11 protein-coding genes and 1 tRNA gene are annotated in these 16534 nt (G+C 65.0%); 7 read left to right on the forward strand and 5 right to left on the reverse strand.

Annotated elements, in window-relative coordinates:
• Nucleotides 1-90: 90 nt before the first annotated feature.
• Entirely contained in the window at nucleotides 91-1716 is a 1626-nt protein-coding gene (locus CAP2UW1_RS12400; protein WP_015766960.1) for an MFS transporter, read from the forward strand.
• 19 nt (nucleotides 1717-1735) lie between these two features.
• On the opposite strand, the gene CAP2UW1_RS12405 is transcribed toward CAP2UW1_RS12400, so the two are convergent.
• The 3 genes from CAP2UW1_RS12405 to CAP2UW1_RS12415 all read right to left on the reverse strand — a co-directional run bounded on the left by CAP2UW1_RS12405 (nucleotide 1736) and on the right by CAP2UW1_RS12415 (nucleotide 4417).
• A complete protein-coding gene (locus CAP2UW1_RS12405; protein ID WP_015766961.1) occupies nucleotides 1736-2125 on the reverse strand; it encodes a c-type cytochrome in 390 nt (129 codons plus the stop codon).
• Nucleotides 2126-2301: 176 nt separating this feature from the next.
• A complete protein-coding gene (locus tag CAP2UW1_RS12410; RefSeq protein ID WP_015766962.1) occupies nucleotides 2302-2628 on the reverse strand; it encodes a c-type cytochrome in 327 nt (108 codons plus the stop codon).
• A gap of 106 nt (nucleotides 2629-2734) precedes the next feature.
• A complete protein-coding gene (locus CAP2UW1_RS12415; RefSeq protein ID WP_015766963.1) occupies nucleotides 2735-4417 on the reverse strand; it encodes a cytochrome D1 domain-containing protein in 1683 nt (560 codons plus the stop codon).
• A 209-nt stretch (nucleotides 4418-4626) separates the two neighbouring features.
• Between CAP2UW1_RS12415 and cobA the strand changes: the two genes are divergently transcribed.
• On the forward strand, nucleotides 4627-5412 hold the full coding sequence (cobA, locus tag CAP2UW1_RS12420; protein WP_015766964.1) for a uroporphyrinogen-III C-methyltransferase: 786 nt from the start codon (nucleotides 4627-4629) through the stop codon (nucleotides 5410-5412).
• 6 nt (nucleotides 5413-5418) lie between these two features.
• Here cobA and CAP2UW1_RS12425 read toward each other — a convergent pair whose 3' ends face one another.
• Both CAP2UW1_RS12425 and CAP2UW1_RS12430 read right to left on the reverse strand, forming a co-directional pair.
• Nucleotides 5419-6360 carry a 1,4-dihydroxy-2-naphthoate polyprenyltransferase gene (locus CAP2UW1_RS12425; protein ID WP_015766965.1) on the reverse strand — a complete coding sequence of 314 codons (942 nt, stop codon included), beginning with the start codon at nucleotides 6358-6360 and terminating at the stop codon, nucleotides 5419-5421.
• 72 nt (nucleotides 6361-6432) lie between these two features.
• Nucleotides 6433-6519 (reverse strand) — tRNA-Leu (locus tag CAP2UW1_RS12430).
• Nucleotides 6520-6914: 395 nt separating this feature from the next.
• Here CAP2UW1_RS12430 and CAP2UW1_RS12435 point away from each other — a divergent pair.
• The 5 genes from CAP2UW1_RS12435 (at nucleotide 6915) to CAP2UW1_RS12455 (ending at nucleotide 16504) form a co-directional block, all read left to right on the forward strand.
• Nucleotides 6915-7985 carry an alkene reductase gene (locus CAP2UW1_RS12435; RefSeq protein ID WP_015766966.1) on the forward strand — a complete coding sequence of 357 codons (1071 nt, stop codon included), beginning with the start codon at nucleotides 6915-6917 and terminating at the stop codon, nucleotides 7983-7985.
• 234 nt (nucleotides 7986-8219) lie between these two features.
• Nucleotides 8220-8594: a hypothetical protein gene (locus tag CAP2UW1_RS25085; protein WP_085953041.1), complete on the forward strand. Its 375-nt coding sequence runs from the start codon at nucleotides 8220-8222 to the stop codon at nucleotides 8592-8594.
• A 197-nt stretch (nucleotides 8595-8791) separates the two neighbouring features.
• Entirely contained in the window at nucleotides 8792-9823 is a 1032-nt protein-coding gene (queA, locus tag CAP2UW1_RS12445; RefSeq protein ID WP_015766967.1) for a tRNA preQ1(34) S-adenosylmethionine ribosyltransferase-isomerase QueA, read from the forward strand.
• A 33-nt stretch (nucleotides 9824-9856) separates the two neighbouring features.
• Nucleotides 9857-14059, forward strand: a complete 4203-nt coding sequence (locus tag CAP2UW1_RS12450; protein WP_015766968.1) for an SNF2-related protein — start codon at nucleotides 9857-9859, stop codon at nucleotides 14057-14059.
• A 1002-nt stretch (nucleotides 14060-15061) separates the two neighbouring features.
• The gene (locus CAP2UW1_RS12455) at nucleotides 15062-16504 is read left to right on the forward strand and encodes a DUF6986 family protein (protein ID WP_015766969.1); all 1443 of its coding nucleotides are present in this window, start codon (nucleotides 15062-15064) and stop codon (nucleotides 16502-16504) included.
• Nucleotides 16505-16534: the final 30 nt, after the last annotated feature.

Below are 16534 nucleotides of genomic sequence, written 5' to 3' on the forward strand. Positions count from 1 at the left end.
GCCTTCGCCGAGCGCTTATCATCGCGCCCTCGGAAACGGTGGCGCAGTCGGCCCGGCGGTCCGAGCCTCGCTTCCTGAAGGAGCACTGCCGTGCTGGCCACCATTCGTCACTGGTTTGTTGACAATTTCGTCGAACTCGGCCGTGAGATGCGGCTCTCCTACCTGCCGCCGCTGATGGTCTATGTGGCGGCAGGAGTTTCCGGGCTGACCGGCATCGTCGGCACCTTCTTCGTCAAGGAATACCTCGGCCTCTCCGCCGCCTTCCTCGCAGCGCTCGGTTTCTGGGCCGGAATCCCGTGGGCGCTGAAGATGCCGCTCGGACATCTGGTCGATCTGATCTGGCGACACAAGGCAGGGCTGGTGTGGCTCGGTGCCGGCCTGATCGCCACCAGCCTGTTGATCATGCTCGGGCTGGTGACCGAGCCGCTGCGCATGCGCGCGGTGATGTCGATCGAAGCCTGGTTCGTCCTCTCCGCCCTGCTCTCGCCCGTCGGCTATGTTCTCCAGGATGTGGTCGCCGACGCCATGACCGTCGAGGCCGTGCCGCGGGTGGACGAACACGGTCAGCCTCTGCCGGCGGCGACGCGACGGTTGATGAACACCACGCTGCAGACGCTTGGCCGAGTTGCCATCATCGGCGGCGGTGTCCTCGTCTCGCTGGTGAACGTGCTCATGTTCGCTGGCGTCGAGTCTCTGCCGCCAAACGCCAAGGCGGCCATCTACAGTGAGGTCTACGCCCTTGCGCTGCTGATCCCGGTGATCTCGGTCGCCGGCGTGCTGCTGGCCGCCCTGCTCCAGCGCCGGGAGCGGCAGCGGCTACGCGCTCGCGGTTTCGCCGAAGCGCGGCTGCGCGAGCTCCTCGAACCACCGTTGGAGCCGGTGCAGCCCAACTGGTGGATCCTCGGGGGCAGCCTGGTGTTTGTGGTCATCAGCCTCTCGGTCGGGCTGTCACAACTTCCGTTCGGCGAGGAGATCGTGTTCCTCGCTTCCTTCGTGGTGATCGTCTTTCTGATGGGCAGACTGCTCCGCGAACTGGACGGCGACTCGCGCCGCACGCTGCTCGGCACGGCCATCGTCATCTTCGTCTTCCGCGCCGTCCCTGGCCCCGGCGCCGGCTCGACCTGGTGGATGATCGACGCGCTGGGTTTCGACCAGTCCTTCCTGGCGAAGCTGTCGCTGATCGCCAGCGTGCTGACGCTGCTCGGCCTGTTCACCTTCCGCCGCTTCATGGCCGAACGCTCGATCGCCTACATCGCGGGTTTCCTGACACTCGCCGGCACGCTGCTCAGCCTGCCGACGCTGGGCATGTACTACGGCCTGCACGAATGGACCGCCGCGCACACCGGCGGGATCGTAGACGCGCGTTTCATCGCCCTTATCGACACGGCGCTGGAGTCCCCGCTGGGACAGATCGCGATGGTACCGATGCTGGCGTGGATCGCCAATTCGGCGCCGGCAAACCTCAAGGCCACCTACTTCGCGGTCATGGCCTCGTTTACCAACCTGGCGTTGTCCGCCTCGCAACTGGGCACCCGCTATCTCAACCAGATCTTCGAGGTCAACCGCGAGGTCCGCGACCCGCTGACGAGTGCGCTCACGACGCCGGCCGACTACAGCCAGCTGGGCAGCTTGTTCATGGTGTCGATCGTGCTTGGGCTGGTCCTTCCCTTTGCCGCGATCTGGCTGACGCGTACCTTGAAGCTGCGCAGCGCCTGAACAGCTGTTCCGAGTCGCGTTACTGCCCGGGCGCCGCATCGCGCTGCGTCGCGCTCGCCGACTCGGGAAAGCCCGCCAGCAACTGCTCGACGATCCAGCGAGCCTCGTCCTCGCTCAGAAAGCGATGCCAGGGCGGCATTGGCGTCCCCGGCCGGCCGCCATGGATGGTCGCGACCAGCGAGTCCACTGGCTTGTCGCGCAAGGCATCGGGTTTCAGCGAGGGGCCGAGGCCGCCCTGCAGCGTCATGCCGTGGCACGATCCGCAATCCTGACGAACCAGATGAACGAGTTGCTTGCGACGCTCTGGCGACGGCGCAGCCGGCTCTACGACGGCCTGCGCCCGGGCAGCGGCCGGGAGCAGAAGCAGCGCCAGGAAACACGCGCGGGCAAGGGCGATGGCGTACGGCATGGGGCGAGAGTTGGCAAAGAGGTTGCGGCGACAGCTTGCTGCCGTGTTCGAATCTGGGTCAGCGAGTTCTACGAGCTGAAACCGATCGACACCAGTCGCACATTCTACGTCGTCGCCCCGGCTGCGCCCGACCCGATGGGGTCGGCGTTCGGGCCGCTGGCCAGTCCCCGTTTGCATCACGGCAGCGAGAGAATCCAGCGCACGAGAATGCGGATGTTGTCGATCCCGGCGCGTTTGTTGGCCGACATGTAGTCGTTACCCCAGACCCCGCCACCGCCTTCATAGACCTTGGCGACCAGTACCTCCTCGACTTCCGGCTTGCCCCGATAGCGCTTCGCGACGTCCCGCCAGGCCGGCCCGCGGACGGTTTCGTCGACGTCGTGGCAGGTCAGGCAACGGCTCTTGTCGGCGAGTTCGAGCATCGCCGGATCGACCGGCGGTGGCGCGGCAAGCGCCAGCGGCGAGGCGACGGTACAGGCCAGCAGCAGGAATTGCAGTTTCATCGGTCCCTCCTTCCGGTAGATCGCTTGCCGGTGAAGGTGTCAGCGAAGCCCGGCCAAAAAGCGGGGGGCCGCAGCCCCCCAACTTGCCTCAGACGATGGCAGACGATCAGTAGATGTCGTGCATCGTGTTGTACACGTTGAACTTGCCGGTCGGCGTGACGAGACGCGGATCCTTGATCACCGTCTTGACCTTGCGCGTCTTGTCATCGACCACGACGATGGCCGACGGCTCGGTCTTGTTGCCGGTCCACACCGAGAACCAGATCTCGTCACCCTTCTCGTTGTACTCGCCGTGCACGACGCGCTGCACGCCCTTGGTCTTGCCGAGGTCAGCCGCCGCCGCGAGGTCAAGCACTTCGGGCTTGGGATCAGGATTGCCGAGATCGGCGATCTTGTACACGGTGACCGAACCGGCCAGCTTCGGATCGGGGTTCAGCGGCGCGTCAGCCCACAGGTTCTCGGACTTCGGGTGTGTCTTCACGAACAGCGAGTTGGCGCCGTGGTTCTTGAGTTCCTGAACGACCTTCCAGGCCGACTGCGGGTTGCCGGCCGGATCGGTACCGATGACGCTGATCACGTCGGCACCCAGGTGCGAGGTCGCCCACACCGGACCATACTTCGGATGCTTGAAGTTGGCGCCACGACCCGGGTGCGGGATCTTGGCGGTATCGACCAGCGCCGCCAGCTTGCCTTCCTTGGTATCGACCACGGCCACCTTGTTGGACGCGTTGGCAGCGACGAGGAAGTAACGCTTGCTCGAATCCCAGCCACCGTCGTGCAGGAACTTGGCCGAGTTGATCGTGGTTTCCTTCAGATTGGCGAGATCCGAATAGTTGACCAACCGGATCATGCCGGTTTCCTTGATGTTGATCACCCACTCCGGCTTGCTCTCGGAAGCGACGATCGACGCGACGCGCGGTTCCGGATGGTAGTTGCCGTCAACGGTATTACCGCGCGTCGACACGTTCTTCAGCGGTTCGAGCGTCAGGCCGTCGAGAATCGTGTACTGCGGTGGCCAGTAGGAACCGACGACGGCGTACTTGTCCTCGTAGCCCTTGAACTTGGTGGTCTCGATCGAACGGGCTTCGAAGCCGGCCTTCAGCGTCGCGACAGTGGTCGGCGTCTCGCTCCACAGGTCGATCAGATCGTAGCGCCCATCGCGGCCGATCACGTGCAGGTAGCGGCCGGAAGTCGACATACGCGAGATGTGAACGGCGTAGCCGGTCTTGATCACCACCCAGATTTTCTTGGTGTCGCCGTCGATCAGCGCCACTTCGCCGGAGTCACGCAGCGTGACCGCGAAGACGTTGGCCAGGTTGACCTTGTTCATCTGCTTGGTCGGCCGCTTGTCGACCGGGATCAGCAGTTTCCAGCTGCCCTTGATGTCGGCCAGGCTCCACTCCGGCGGCGCTTCGGCCGGCATCTGGACGTAGGCCGCCATGTTCGCGATTTCCTTCTTCGTCAGGATGTCGTCGAAGTTGGGCATGCCGCCTTCGGTGCCGTAGGACATGATCTTTTCGAGACGTGAACTGCCGAGCTTGGTCGTATTCGCCGGTTCGAGGTTTTTGCCCGTCGCACCCTTGCGCAACATGCCGTGGCAGCCGGCGCAACGTTCGAAGTAGGTCTTGCCGGAGGCGGCCTTGTCCTCGGCCGAAAGCGTCGGCGCGGCCGGTGCGGCGGCAGGGGCCGCTGCCGGCGCGGCGGCTTTCTCGGCCGGCGCCGCAAATGCCAGATTCATCGCTACCGGCAGCACTGCCAGCATCAATACGCTACGGATTCCCTTCTGCATTCCTTGTTCCCTCTCCTCGTGAAATTGCTCGGCTGTCGCCCCTGGTCAGATCCATGTCAGACTCCGCACAGGATGGCATGCCTGCACCCCCGGATTCCTTGACTTCAATCAAATCGTCCATGCCGATCAATCGGCAGTCGTGAATTCGGGTTGAAAAGACCCGCGCTCGACGCTTATGCTTGCAACTCAGCCCAGGATGGAACAACAACATGAGTCAAGCGCCCTCGTCGCAGTCAGTCGGAAGCGTGTATATCGTCGGCAGCGGCCCGGGCGAACTCGAGTTGCTGACCCTGCGCGCGGCAAGGCTGATCGGCGAGGCGGATGCGATCGTCTACGATCACCTGATTGCCGAGGGGGTGCTTGATCTGGCGCGCCCTGACGCCGAGAAGATCTATGCGGGCAAGGAAAGCTCGAATCATTCGGTGCCGCAGGCCGAACTCAATCGCCTCCTGGTGCGCCTGGCGCGTGCGGGCAAGAAAGTGGTCCGCCTGAAAGGGGGCGACCCCTTCGTTTTCGGGCGCGGCGGCGAAGAGATCGAGACTCTCGTCGACTCTGGCGTTCCCTTCGAGGTGGTTCCGGGAGTCACCGCCGCCGCCGGTTGTGCGGCCTATGCCGGCATACCGCTGACGCACCGCGACCACGCGCAGGCGGTGGCTTTCGCCACCGGCCACCTCAAGGATGGGACGATCAACCTCGACTGGCCCTCGCTCGCTCGCCCGCGCCTGACCGTCGTCTTCTACATGGGCGTCGGTGGTCTCCCCGAGATCTGCCGCCAGATGATCGCGCACGGCCTGCCCGCCGACCATCCGGCCGCCGTCGTGCAGAACGGCACGACCAGTCGCCAGCGGGTCCTCACGGCCGATCTGGGAACCCTTCCGGAGAAGGTCGCGGCAGCCGGAATCAGGTCGCCGGCGCTGATCATCGTCGGCACGGTCGTCCGCCTGCAGCAGAAACTCGCGTGGTTCCGCCCGCGGCCGTCCGGCGAGCGGGACTGAGAACCGTCAGACCACTATCGCCAGCGTCAGCAGGACACCGAAGAACAACTGCAGTCTTGCCGTAGCCGCCAGCAGTGCATTGAAGACCGGTCCGTCTGCCGCGCGCCGGAAGCGGCCGATGTGGCGCAGTGCGAGCGGAAGCAACAACAGCGGCACGGCGAGTTGCAAGCCGCCTCCGGCGAGTACGGCAAGCCCGGGTAGCAGGACAAAAGGCAGCAACATCTCGGCCGTATAGACCCAGGCCGCCGACCGCCGGCCGAGAACGACGGCCAGGGTACGTCTGCCAACCCGCGCGTCGATGGCAAGGTCGCGCGTGTTGTTGACCGTGATCACGGCAGCGCCGAACAATCCGACCATGGCGCCGGCGAGCAAGGCTGGTGAGCGGATCGACAGCGTCTGCAGGTAGTAGCTGCCGCCGACCGCCACCAACCCGAAGAAGAGCAGCACGAACAGTTCGCCGAGCGGCGTATAGGCTACTGGCCGCGGTCCGCCGGTGTAGGCCCAGCCGGCGAGCAGCGAAGCCAGACCGATGACGACGATCGGCCAGCCGCCATGCCAGGCGAGGTAGATCCCGAAATTGAACGCCAGCGCAAAGGCGATCCACGCCGCACGCCGTACAACAGCCCCCGGAAGCCAGCCCATGGCCGTGGCACGCGGCGGCCCGAGCCTCTCCGGGGTATCGCTGCCGCGCTCGAAGTCGGAGACATCATTGTGCAGGTTGGTGCCGATCTGGATCAGCAAGGCCGCCAGCAGCGCGACAAGCGCCGGCCACCCGGACAGGTGGCCCTGCTGCGACCAGGCCAGCGCGTGCCCGACGAGCACCGGGACGAGGGAAACGGTCAACGTCTTCGGCCGGATGGCCAGCCACCAGCAGCCGAGTCGGCTTGGTTGCCCGCTTGCGCTCACCAGGAGAGCACGGCGCACGCGGCGCCCGGGAAGCGGCCGCATCGCCCGCACCGACCATGGGTCTGCGAAGGTGTGATGAACCGCGACTTTGCTGGCACGGGCTAGTGGTCTTGATGGTGCCGAGAGGGGGAATCGAACCCCCACGATGTTTCCATCGGCGGATTTTGAGTCCGCTGCGTCTACCGATTCCGCCATCTCGGCTGCTGGCGCGCGCGGTGCGCGCCGGAAGAGGCGACGATTATCGCCGATTCTCGGGCGGCCGACAAGCACAAGTCTTACCCGGCAAGACCCTTACCCGGCTATACTCGGTCCTGCACCGGCGCACCCCGCAGGCACTACCGGTGGGGAACGGCATGGCCCGATTCGATCAGGCGCACGCCGAAACACGCCGACCTGGACGCACTTTCGCGACTTGCCGTCTTGTTCTGATCGTCAGCGTCAGGGCGCTCAAGCCGGACGACTGAACCTTGTTCATCGTCGGGGCATTGGTTGGCTTGACAGGCGGCGCTGCCTGGACGATTCTCGTTCCCCGCATCTATCGGTGGTCGACCCGTAGTTGGTCGTCGTCCCGCCCATTCTCTGGAGACTCGTAGCAAATGAACACGCTTTTCAGCCCGCTTACAGTTGGCGCCCTGACGGCGCCAAACCGGATTTTCATGGCCCCGCTGACCCGTTGCCGGGCTGATGCCGAGCACGTCCCCACCGCCTTGATGAGTGAGTACTACGCCCAGCGGGCGAGCGCCGGACTGATCATCGCCGAAGCGACGATGGCCATGCCGGGCAACTCATCATTCTGGATGGAGCCCGGAATTCACTCGGCGGCCCAGGTCGCCGGCTGGCGGAGGACCACCGCGGCGGTGCACGCTGCCGGCGGGCGCATCTTCCTCCAGATCTGGCACGGCGGGCGGGCGTGTCATCCGCTGCTCAACAACGGCGCGCAGCCGGTCGCCCCCAGCGCCATACCGATCACCGGCGACGAGGTACACACGCCGGAAGGCAAGAAGCCCTACGTCACCCCTCGGGAACTCCGCGACGACGAACTGCCCGGCATCGTCGCCGGCTTCGCGAAAGCGGCCGAGAATGCCCGGGCGGCGGGCTTCGACGGGGTTGAAGTGCATGGTGCCAATGGCTACCTGCTCGACGAGTTCCTGCGCGACGGCGCCAACAAGCGCACCGGCCCCTACGGCGGCCCGGTCGAGAACCGCGCGCGCCTGCTCTTCGAAGTCATCGCCGCGGTCATCGGCGTTTGGGGCAGCGAGCGGGTCGGCCTGCGCCTTTCGCCGCTCAACAGCTACAACAGCATGATCGACAGCGACCCGATCGGGCTTGCCACCTGGCTCGCCCGGCGGCTCAACGATTTTCAGCTCGCTTACCTGCACCTGATGCGCGGCGACTTCTTCCAGCAGCAAAGCGGCGACGTGCTGACGCCTGTCCGAGCCAACTACAAGGGAACGCTGATCGGCAACATGGGCTACACTGCCATGGAAGCGGACCAGACCATTGCGGAAGGGAAAGTGGACGCCGTCGCCTTTGGCACCAGCTTCCTCGCCAATCCTGATCTGCCAGCACGCATCAAGGCGGGCGCACCGCTCAATCGGCCTAATGCCGCCACCTTCTACACACCGGGACCCGAAGGCTATACCGACTACCCAACCATGGAGTCGTAATACGACAGGAACGCGAGTTCGGCGCTCCGCTTCGCTTGCACCTGGAACGTCCCGAGCGATGTGCCACGCGAGCATGCCCGCATGACACATCCCCTGCCCGTGCAGGGACCCCGGATTGACAGGGCTCGATCGCGCCTCCTACACTCGGCACGCGTCCGCTGGCCTTCTCATGCGCCGCCCCGGAAAACGACATCTCGCCACCCGGTCGCCGACCTTCTTTGTGAGGACTGGTCTATGGCGAGTGCGCGGGGTCACTGCCAACAGCTAGTCCACACGGTGCTTCCTGGCTATGACCGGTTCTTCCTTCCCCCGTTTTCGGAGAACTTTGGGCACGCCATCAATGAAGCCCTGTCGGTTGGGGTGCCGGTACTGATTTCCGACAAGACGCCATGGCGAAACCTGCAGGAGAAAGGGATGGGCTGGGACCTGCCGCTGGATAACCGGCGAGCTTTCATCGAAGTCATCGAAGTCATCGAAGCAATGGCAAGTGCCAAGGCCAGCGGCAAGGCGCTGTTTCGACCCATGCACATCTTCAACTCGTATCTCGGCGAGATTGAGTATCATCGCATGCTCGCCGATGTCGCACGGCTGTTTGCCGCCAAGAGCTGATTGCCGAGCGTTTGCGGGCCACTGCCGATTCGCCGGAAGATGAACCCAAGCAACGAATTGATTGGCTCGAAGACCTTGTGCAACGACCTCGGCAAAGGCTGCCGGCGGCGAGTTTGCGAGGACCACTGGCCCGCAGGCACCGGCCGCCTCGACGGCCTGATCGATTCCCCAGCGTGCTTCACCCGACAGAACCCCACATGCTCACCATCGACGATTTCGATTTCGACCTCCCCACTGAGCTGATCGCCCAGCAGCCGACGCCCGAACGTACGGCGAGCCGCCTGTTGGAACTCGCCGATGGCGGCTTGCACGACCGCCGCTTCAGTGAGCTTCCGCAACTGGTCGACGCCGGCGATCTGCTGGTGTTCAACGATACGCGCGTAATCCGGGCACGCCTCTTCGGCCACAAGGAGAGCGGGGGCCAGATCGAGGTCCTCATTGAGCGCATCATCGACGCTCGCCACGCACTGGCGCAGATCCGCGCCAGCAAGTCGCCAAAGCCGGGCAGCCGGATCGTTCTCGAAGACGCGATCGCCCTCAACGTGTGCGGACGCAGCGGCAAACACGGCGAGTTCTTCGCGCTGGAACTCGCCGGCCCAGGCGATCTGTGGACGCTGATCGAACGACATGGGCGGCTGCCGCTGCCACCCTACATCACCCACGCCGCGGGCAGCGACGACGAAGCGCGCTACCAGACGGTTTTTGCCCGCCAGCCCGGCGCCGTGGCGGCGCCCACCGCCGGCCTGCATTTCGACGATGCGCTGCTCGGGCAACTCGCCGCATGTTCCGTCGAAGTCGCCTGGCTGACGCTGCACGTGGGTGCCGGGACCTTCCAGCCGGTGCGCGTGCACGCCGTTGCCGAACACCGCATGCACGCCGAGCGCTTCGAGATTCCGCCGGCGACGATTGCCGCCATAGCCCGCACGCGCGCCCGCGCCGGCAAGGTGATCGCGGTCGGGACGACCAGTCTGCGCGCGCTCGAAGCAGCGGCGCAGGACGGCGAGTTGCGCGCCGGTGCCGCCGAGACCGACATCTTCATCACCCCCGGCTATCGGTTCCAGGTCGTCGACCGCCTGATCACCAACTTCCACCTCCCGAAGTCCACCTTGCTGATGCTGGTCTCCGCGTTTGCCGGTCTCGACGCGATCCGCACCGCCTATGCGCACGCGATCAGGCACGGCTACCGCTTCTTCAGCTATGGCGACGCGATGTTGCTGAGTCGCGAGTGATTCCTTTTCCTGCGGCCCCACAGACACCCATCGATGAACAAGACGACACTCGACCTTTCCGCCCTCGCACAGCTCGACCGCCACGGACTCAGCCCGGACACGTACAAGGTGGCTCTGGGCAGTGCGCTCCTCTGGACCTACCGGAATCAGAGCGAATTGCATCAGCTGATGCGGCTGTGCGGCCTGCCGACGCAGACCGGGCGAACGTTCGCGGCCAGTGACGTGAAGGCTGCCCTCACTGAACTCCGTCGCCGTGAGCTGCTGGTCGACGATCCGCGGCGCCCGGCCGCCTTTCAACTGGTGGACTCGCTACGCGCACCACTCTACCGCCAGTTGCTCGAAACCCATCCGGGTGACCGACTGGCGCGCCTGGTCGCCGAAACCGAGTCCTTCGACCCGGCTCGTGCCCGCTCGAGCTATTACTGGCCCATCGGCAGCATCCCGACAACCATCGCCTACGTTCGCGCCAAGTTCCTCTCGGGTGCGCCAAGCGAGGAACTGACGCACATCAGGAACTCCATCGCCCGGTCCATGGAGTGGGGAACCGTCCTGATGCGGGCCGTCCTGTCGGGTTTCGATGGCGAGAGTTTCGCGCGCATCGAACCCCACTGGCGCTGGCAGATCGCCTACCAGGCGGTGGCCACCCTGTGTGTACATTGGTCGAGCGAGTTCGAGCCGGTCGCCGACTGGGCCTTCGAGCAACTGCGCCAGCACCCCGAGGAGTTGATCCGCGAACTGCGCGCCGCACTTGGCGATCTGGCGCTGCTACGCGGCGATCGCGAGTCGCTCGAACTGGCCCTCGACGGATTCGACAATGGCCTGGCCAGCGCCATGCGCGCGGCGCAATTGGTCATCGACGGCCAGTGGGCAGCCGGGCAGACGGCTTTTGAAGCCGCACTCAAGCAACGCAAGGGCGAAATCGGCGGCAACAAGCATCTGCTGCCGAAGAGCTACGCCTGGCTCTATCCGCTGGCACTGCTGGCCCAGCAAACACCCAAACACCTGGAACTGGCACGCAAGTTCTGCCTCGGCGAATCCGGCAGGCGCGAACCCAACCCCTACGAGCCGTGGGGAAACTGGGCGCACGCCATCGATGTGCGTCTCGGCAAGGCGGCCATCGTCGGCTCCGCTTTCCGGCCAGGGCCGAATGCCACTGCCGACCTGCGCCTCGATGCGCTGTGGCCGATTCTGCTGGCCGCCTGGCTCGGCGGCGAAGCGATCCTGCCAGGCGACCCCGGGCTGCCGGCCAGCGAGTGGCGCGAAGTGATCCAGGCCCTGCGCGAACAACTGACCCGCTGCCGTCTGAACGCACTGCTGCGGATACTCGACGGTGCCCAGGCGGTACTCGAGGGACAGGATCCACCCAGCGGGTTCTTTGTCGCCGGTATCGGCGAACAGTGGCGAGAGGTCCTCACGGCCCTGCAAGCACTTGGCGACGCGCAAGTGAGCGACGCCGGCGGTGAAGCGACCCGACTGCTGTGGGCCCTCGAGATCGATGCGCAGGGAAGCCTGCTGGCGATCAAGCCGCTCGAACAAAAGCGCGGCCCGCGCGGCTGGAGCCGACCGAAGGTGATCAGCCTCGCCCGCATCGCCGGCAACGAGGACTTGCCCTCCTGGGATGCCAAGGTTGCGCGGGCGCTGCGCCCCGAGCCTGGCTACACCAGTCGCTATCACGTCGACCTCGCCGCCGCCATAGTCGCCCTCGTCGGTCACCCCTGCGTCGCTCTGGCGGAATCGCCCGGACAACTCGTCGACCTGACCGAATCGGCACCGGAACTCGAACTGGTCCGCCAGGGCGACCGCTTCGTGATGCGCATCGAGCCGCCGCTCCGGCCGGCAAGTACCAGCCACGCGTATTATCCGCTGAGTGCCGAGGAGCGGCGCGAAACGGAAGCCTTGAGCCTGATCACGCTGGTTGCGGACGGGCCGCAACGCTTGCGACTGGTGCGCTTCACAGCGACTCAGCGACAGGCCGCCCGTCTCGTTTCCGGGCGCTTCGCGATACCCACCGATACCCCGGAGGCACAGCCCGAGCTCGAAAAGACGCTGCGCGCACTGGCCGCGCATTTCCAGGTGCATGCCGACTCGGCGCAGGCGACCCGGCAGGTAGACAGCGACTCGCGCCTGCACGCCGAGCTGTCGCCAGTCGGCGACGACCTGTCGCTGCGTCTGGTCGTCGCGCCGCTCGGGCCGGAAGGGCCACGGCTTCCCGCGGCGGCCGGCAGGGTCCGCCTGATGGCCGTGCATGGAAGCGAGACGGTGGGCACCGAACGCGACTTGACGAGCGAGCGCCGCAACCTCGAATCGGTTCTCGACGCCCTGCCCTTCCTCGACAGCAGCGACGGCGTCAACGAGTGGTTGATCGAAGACCCCGAGCAGGCACTCGGCCTCGTCGAAACATTGCCGACGCTACCGGCCATCGCCGCGGTCGAGTGGCCCAAGGGCAAGAGTGTTCGCGTCATCAGCGTAGACAGCCGGCAGCTCGGCCTGCGCATCAACCGCGAACGCGACTGGTTCCGCCTGTCCGGGCAGGCAACGCTCGACGAAGGACTGGTGCTGCAGCTGGAAACTCTGATTACCGCGGCGCGCGAGAAGACCCGTTTCGTGCCGATGGGCAATGGCGTCTACGCCGCGCTGACGCGTTCGCTGAAGCAGAAGCTGGGCGATCTGGCCGCCGTCCTCGAAACCGACAAGGATGGCAGCAAGGCGCCGATGATCGCCGCCGCCTGGCTCGACGAGGTCCTCGAGGGTACCGAAACCGAGGCCGGCAAGGATTTTCGCCAGGCCATCGATCGCCTGCGCGGCGCCCAGGCAATCGAACCGAAACTGCCGAGCCTGTTGCAGGCGACACTGCGACCGTATCAGGAAGACGGTTACCAGTGGGCCATTCGCCTGGCGACGGCCGGCATGGGCGGCTGCCTGGCCGACGATATGGGCCTCGGCAAGACCCTGCAGGCGCTCGGCGTCCTTCTCGAGCGCGCCGCCGGCGGGCCGGCGCTGGTGATCGCGCCGACGTCGGTCTGCGGCAACTGGCTGGCCGAGGCACAGCGCTTCGCCCCCACCCTGAACGCTCGCATCTACAGCGAAGCCGGCGACAGCGAACGTGACGAGCTGGTCAGTCAGGCCGGACCACAGGACGTCCTGATCGTCTCCTACACCCTGCTCCTGCTGGCGCAGGAGCGTTTCGCCGGGCGCACCTGGCACACGCTCGTCGCCGATGAAGCCCAGGCGATCAAGAACGCGGCAGCGAAGCGTTCGCAGGCGGTCTTCGAGCTCACGGCCGATTTTCGCCTGGCGATGACCGGAACGCCGGTCGAAAACCGCCTCGCCGACCTCTGGTCGATCATGCGCTTTGCCAACCCCGGGCTGCTCGGCAGCGTCCACCGCTTCAACGAACGCTTCGCCGGCCCGATCGAGCGCAACCGCGATCGCGAGGCGCAGCACGTCCTGAAGCGTCTGGTCGGCCCGTTCATCCTGCGGCGCACCAAGTCGGAAGTGCTGCAGGACCTGCCGCCGCGTACAGAGCTGATCCTGACCGTCACGCCGGAAGCCGCCGAAGCGGCGCACTACGAAGCCCTGCGCCGCGAGGCGGCGAGCGACATCGACGCAACGCTCGACGCCGCCCCCGAGGCGCAGGCACGTTTCAATATCCTCGCGCAACTCACCCGTCTGCGTCGCGCGGCCTGCGACCCGCGACTGTGCAACCCGGAATTCGGCATCACGGGTGCCAAGGTCCAGGCCTTTGCCGAGCTCGCCAGCGAACTGATCGCCAACGGCCACAAGGCCCTCGTCTTCAGCCAGTTCGTCGACTTCCTGCAGGTCTTGCGCGAACCGCTCGACGAGTCGGGAGTTCACTATCAGTACCTGGATGGTGCCACTCCTGCCGCCGAGCGCAGCCGGCGTGTCGCCGCCTTCCAGGCGGGTGAAGGCGACCTCTTCCTGATCAGCCTGAAAGCCGGTGGCTTCGGTCTCAACCTCACCGCCGCCGACTACGTCGTGATCACCGACCCGTGGTGGAACCCGGCCGCCGAAGATCAGGCCATGGGTCGTGCGCACCGCATCGGGCAGCTACGCCCCGTCACCGTCTACCGTCTGGTCACCCGCGGCACCGTCGAAGAACGCATCGTCGACCTGCACCACGAAAAACGCGCCCTCGCCGACAGCATCCTCGCCGAAGGCGAAGCCAGCGCCCTACCCTCGACCGAGGACCTGGTGGCGCTGATTCGCGGGGAATGAGGGGCAGTAGGCCGGCGGCAAGGCAATGTGAATCTGGGGAACACCGGGTGCTGGACTGGATCAGACGAAAGCCGTGGCCATCCACGCTGGCCACGAGTGCTTCGCACCCCAGGTGCGTTCGACTTCGCCGGCCCGTGGTCGCCCTGGCAGGGTACCGCTGCCAGGGCGATCACAGCGCCTGAACGTTTCTCGGAATCACGCTCTTCACCCCAGCCGCGTGGGTGCCGGCAGATTGCAACAATGTCCACAATCATCTTGCGGAGAAACAGCAGGAAGGGCTAGAATTTATATACTCGATCCCGGTTTCCAGGCATCCGTACTGAGCGCTGTCATGAGGAAAAAAGACTGATGAGGCACGAAAGAAGGCGGCAATTCCTCAGCCCGGGGTGCCCGCCGACGACCAGCCGGAATCCGTGGTACCGCGACAGCGTCAGGCCGCAGGTGGAACCGGCCCGACTCAACAGCCCCCCGGGAGCGTCCTGTAGTGCTATGGCGCGCATCGATTGACCGCGAGGAATCGGACGCCGTGCTCCCGCAACAGCACCCTCCGGTCGGGCTTTTCCGTGCCGCCTTTGCCCCACAGCCAACGCTGGCGCTGCTTGATGCATTCGATCTGCGCACTCGCCGAGTCGCCGACCTTACCAATCCCATCCTGTTGTTTCGTAGAGGCGCCCGACCGGGCGCGCTGATCGGCCAGTCTGCGCTGCGCACGCCGGCTTGCCGAATCAGCAGCGTCGGCATTCGGGCCGCCCTCCGCGTTGATCGTCTCGACCGGAGGATCCTTCTTTCCCCTTCAGTACCCGCCGTCAAGCGAGCCGTACGCAACGGTCTTGCTTCGACCGGAGGAACGTCTTCGGGTGCTGGCTCGTATTATCCCCCATTGCCCGGAGCGCGCGTTTCGGTGCATCGAGACCGTCGGCGTAAGCCGCGCGCGTTCCGGGAGCGGTGTTTTCGGACCCCCTGATGTAGGTGTATTCCCAGCAACGATTACGGAGGCAACATATGAAGCTCACGCTGACCCCTGATGAACTGCATGGCTATTACAACGAGTTGCACGATTCGAATGCCGATTTCAAGTCTCACTATCCAGCGGATTCCTTTGAGAGACAGCCGGTTCACACCGTTTACGGGGGGGCCAACCTCTTCAAGGCAGGGTTTGCCGGCAAGTTGGGTGAAGTTGCGCTCAAGACGCTCGACACCTATGCGCCCAATTACCACGTATTTGCCCGTGTGCTGGGTCTGCCGGGCGCCGATGCGCTGCCGACGAACCCCATCTATATCGAAAGTCTGACGCGTGCGCTGGAAGCGAATCCCGACTACGTGCGCGAGATCAAGCCGGCCGCCTGGCTGGCCTTCACGGTATACAACCGGGTACTGAAGAAGCTGCAAAGCGAGCCCATCGAAGACAACCGCATCGACTTCGAGGATGGCTACGGCAACCGCCCGGACGAGGAGGAAGACGGCCATGCCGTCGCGGCTGCCGACGAGGTGGCCAAAGGCATGAGCGAAAATCTGCTCTCACCGTTTATCGGTATTCGGGTAAAAACCTTTTCGGACGAGTGCAAGGTTCGCTCGATTCGTACCCTGGACATCTTCCTGACCCGTTTGTCCGAAAAAACCGGCGGCAAACTGCCGCAGAACTTTATCGTAACGCTCCCCAAGGTCACCACGCCGACTCAGGTTTCCACCTGCGCGAAGGTACTGGAGAATCTGGAAGCCAGGCTTGGCTTCCCAAAGGATTCGCTGAGAATGGAAATCATGATCGAAACCACGCAGTCGATCATCAACCACAAGGGCGAAAACACGGTGCCGCTGCTCGTGGCAGCCGCCGGTCACCGCTGCCGTTCAGCGATTTTCGGGACTTATGATTACACGGCGTCGTGCAACATCACGGCGGCGCACCAGAGCCACACCCATCCGACCTGCGATTTTGCCCGCCATGTGCTGCAGGTCAGCCTCGCGGGAACCGGCATCACGATCAGCGACGGCGCGACCACGAGCATGCCGATCGGACCGCACAAGGCCACCAGGGACGCGCCGCTGTCGCCCCAGCAGATGGATGAGAACCGCGCGGTGGTGCATGGTGCCTGGAAGCTGCATTATGACAATATCATGCATTCGATGCGCCATGCCTACTATCAGGGCTGGGATCTGAATCCGGGGCAATTGCCGGTGCGTTATGCGGCCGTCGACACCTTCTTCCTCAGCGGCCTGCAGGATGCCTCGGCGCGCTTGAACGCTTTCCTCAACAAGGCCGCCCAGGCAACGCTGGTGGGCAACACCTTCGACGATGCGGCGACTGGTCAGGGGCTCCTGAACTTCTTCCTGCGTGGGATGGCGTGCGGAGCGATCACCGAGCAGGAAGTGCTGGCGACCGGAATCACACTGGACGAACTGCGCTCGCGTTCGTTTGTTCGCATCGTCAACAATCGGACCAAAAAGTAGCAGCCGAGAGGCCAAGAAGAAAGGGATGAG

This window comes from Candidatus Accumulibacter phosphatis (assembly GCF_000024165.1).
GTDB lineage: Bacteria > Pseudomonadota > Gammaproteobacteria > Burkholderiales > Rhodocyclaceae > Accumulibacter > Accumulibacter phosphatis.

Coding starts and splice junctions, on each gene's coding strand:
- CAP2UW1_RS12405 (WP_015766961.1), bottom strand. CDS start 2,125: ATGCCGTACGCCATCGCCCTTGCCCGCGCGTGTTTCCTGGCGCTGCTT.
- CAP2UW1_RS12410 (WP_015766962.1), bottom strand. CDS start 2,628: ATGAAACTGCAATTCCTGCTGCTGGCCTGTACCGTCGCCTCGCCGCTG.
- CAP2UW1_RS12415 (WP_015766963.1), bottom strand. CDS start 4,417: ATGCAGAAGGGAATCCGTAGCGTATTGATGCTGGCAGTGCTGCCGGTA.
- cobA (WP_015766964.1), top strand. CDS start 4,627: ATGAGTCAAGCGCCCTCGTCGCAGTCAGTCGGAAGCGTGTATATCGTC.
- CAP2UW1_RS12425 (WP_015766965.1), bottom strand. CDS start 6,360: ATGCGGCCGCTTCCCGGGCGCCGCGTGCGCCGTGCTCTCCTGGTGAGC.
- CAP2UW1_RS12435 (WP_015766966.1), top strand. CDS start 6,915: ATGAACACGCTTTTCAGCCCGCTTACAGTTGGCGCCCTGACGGCGCCA.
- CAP2UW1_RS25085 (WP_085953041.1), top strand. CDS start 8,220: ATGGCGAGTGCGCGGGGTCACTGCCAACAGCTAGTCCACACGGTGCTT.
- queA (WP_015766967.1), top strand. CDS start 8,792: ATGCTCACCATCGACGATTTCGATTTCGACCTCCCCACTGAGCTGATC.
- CAP2UW1_RS12450 (WP_015766968.1), top strand. CDS start 9,857: ATGAACAAGACGACACTCGACCTTTCCGCCCTCGCACAGCTCGACCGC.
- CAP2UW1_RS12455 (WP_015766969.1), top strand. CDS start 15,062: ATGAAGCTCACGCTGACCCCTGATGAACTGCATGGCTATTACAACGAG.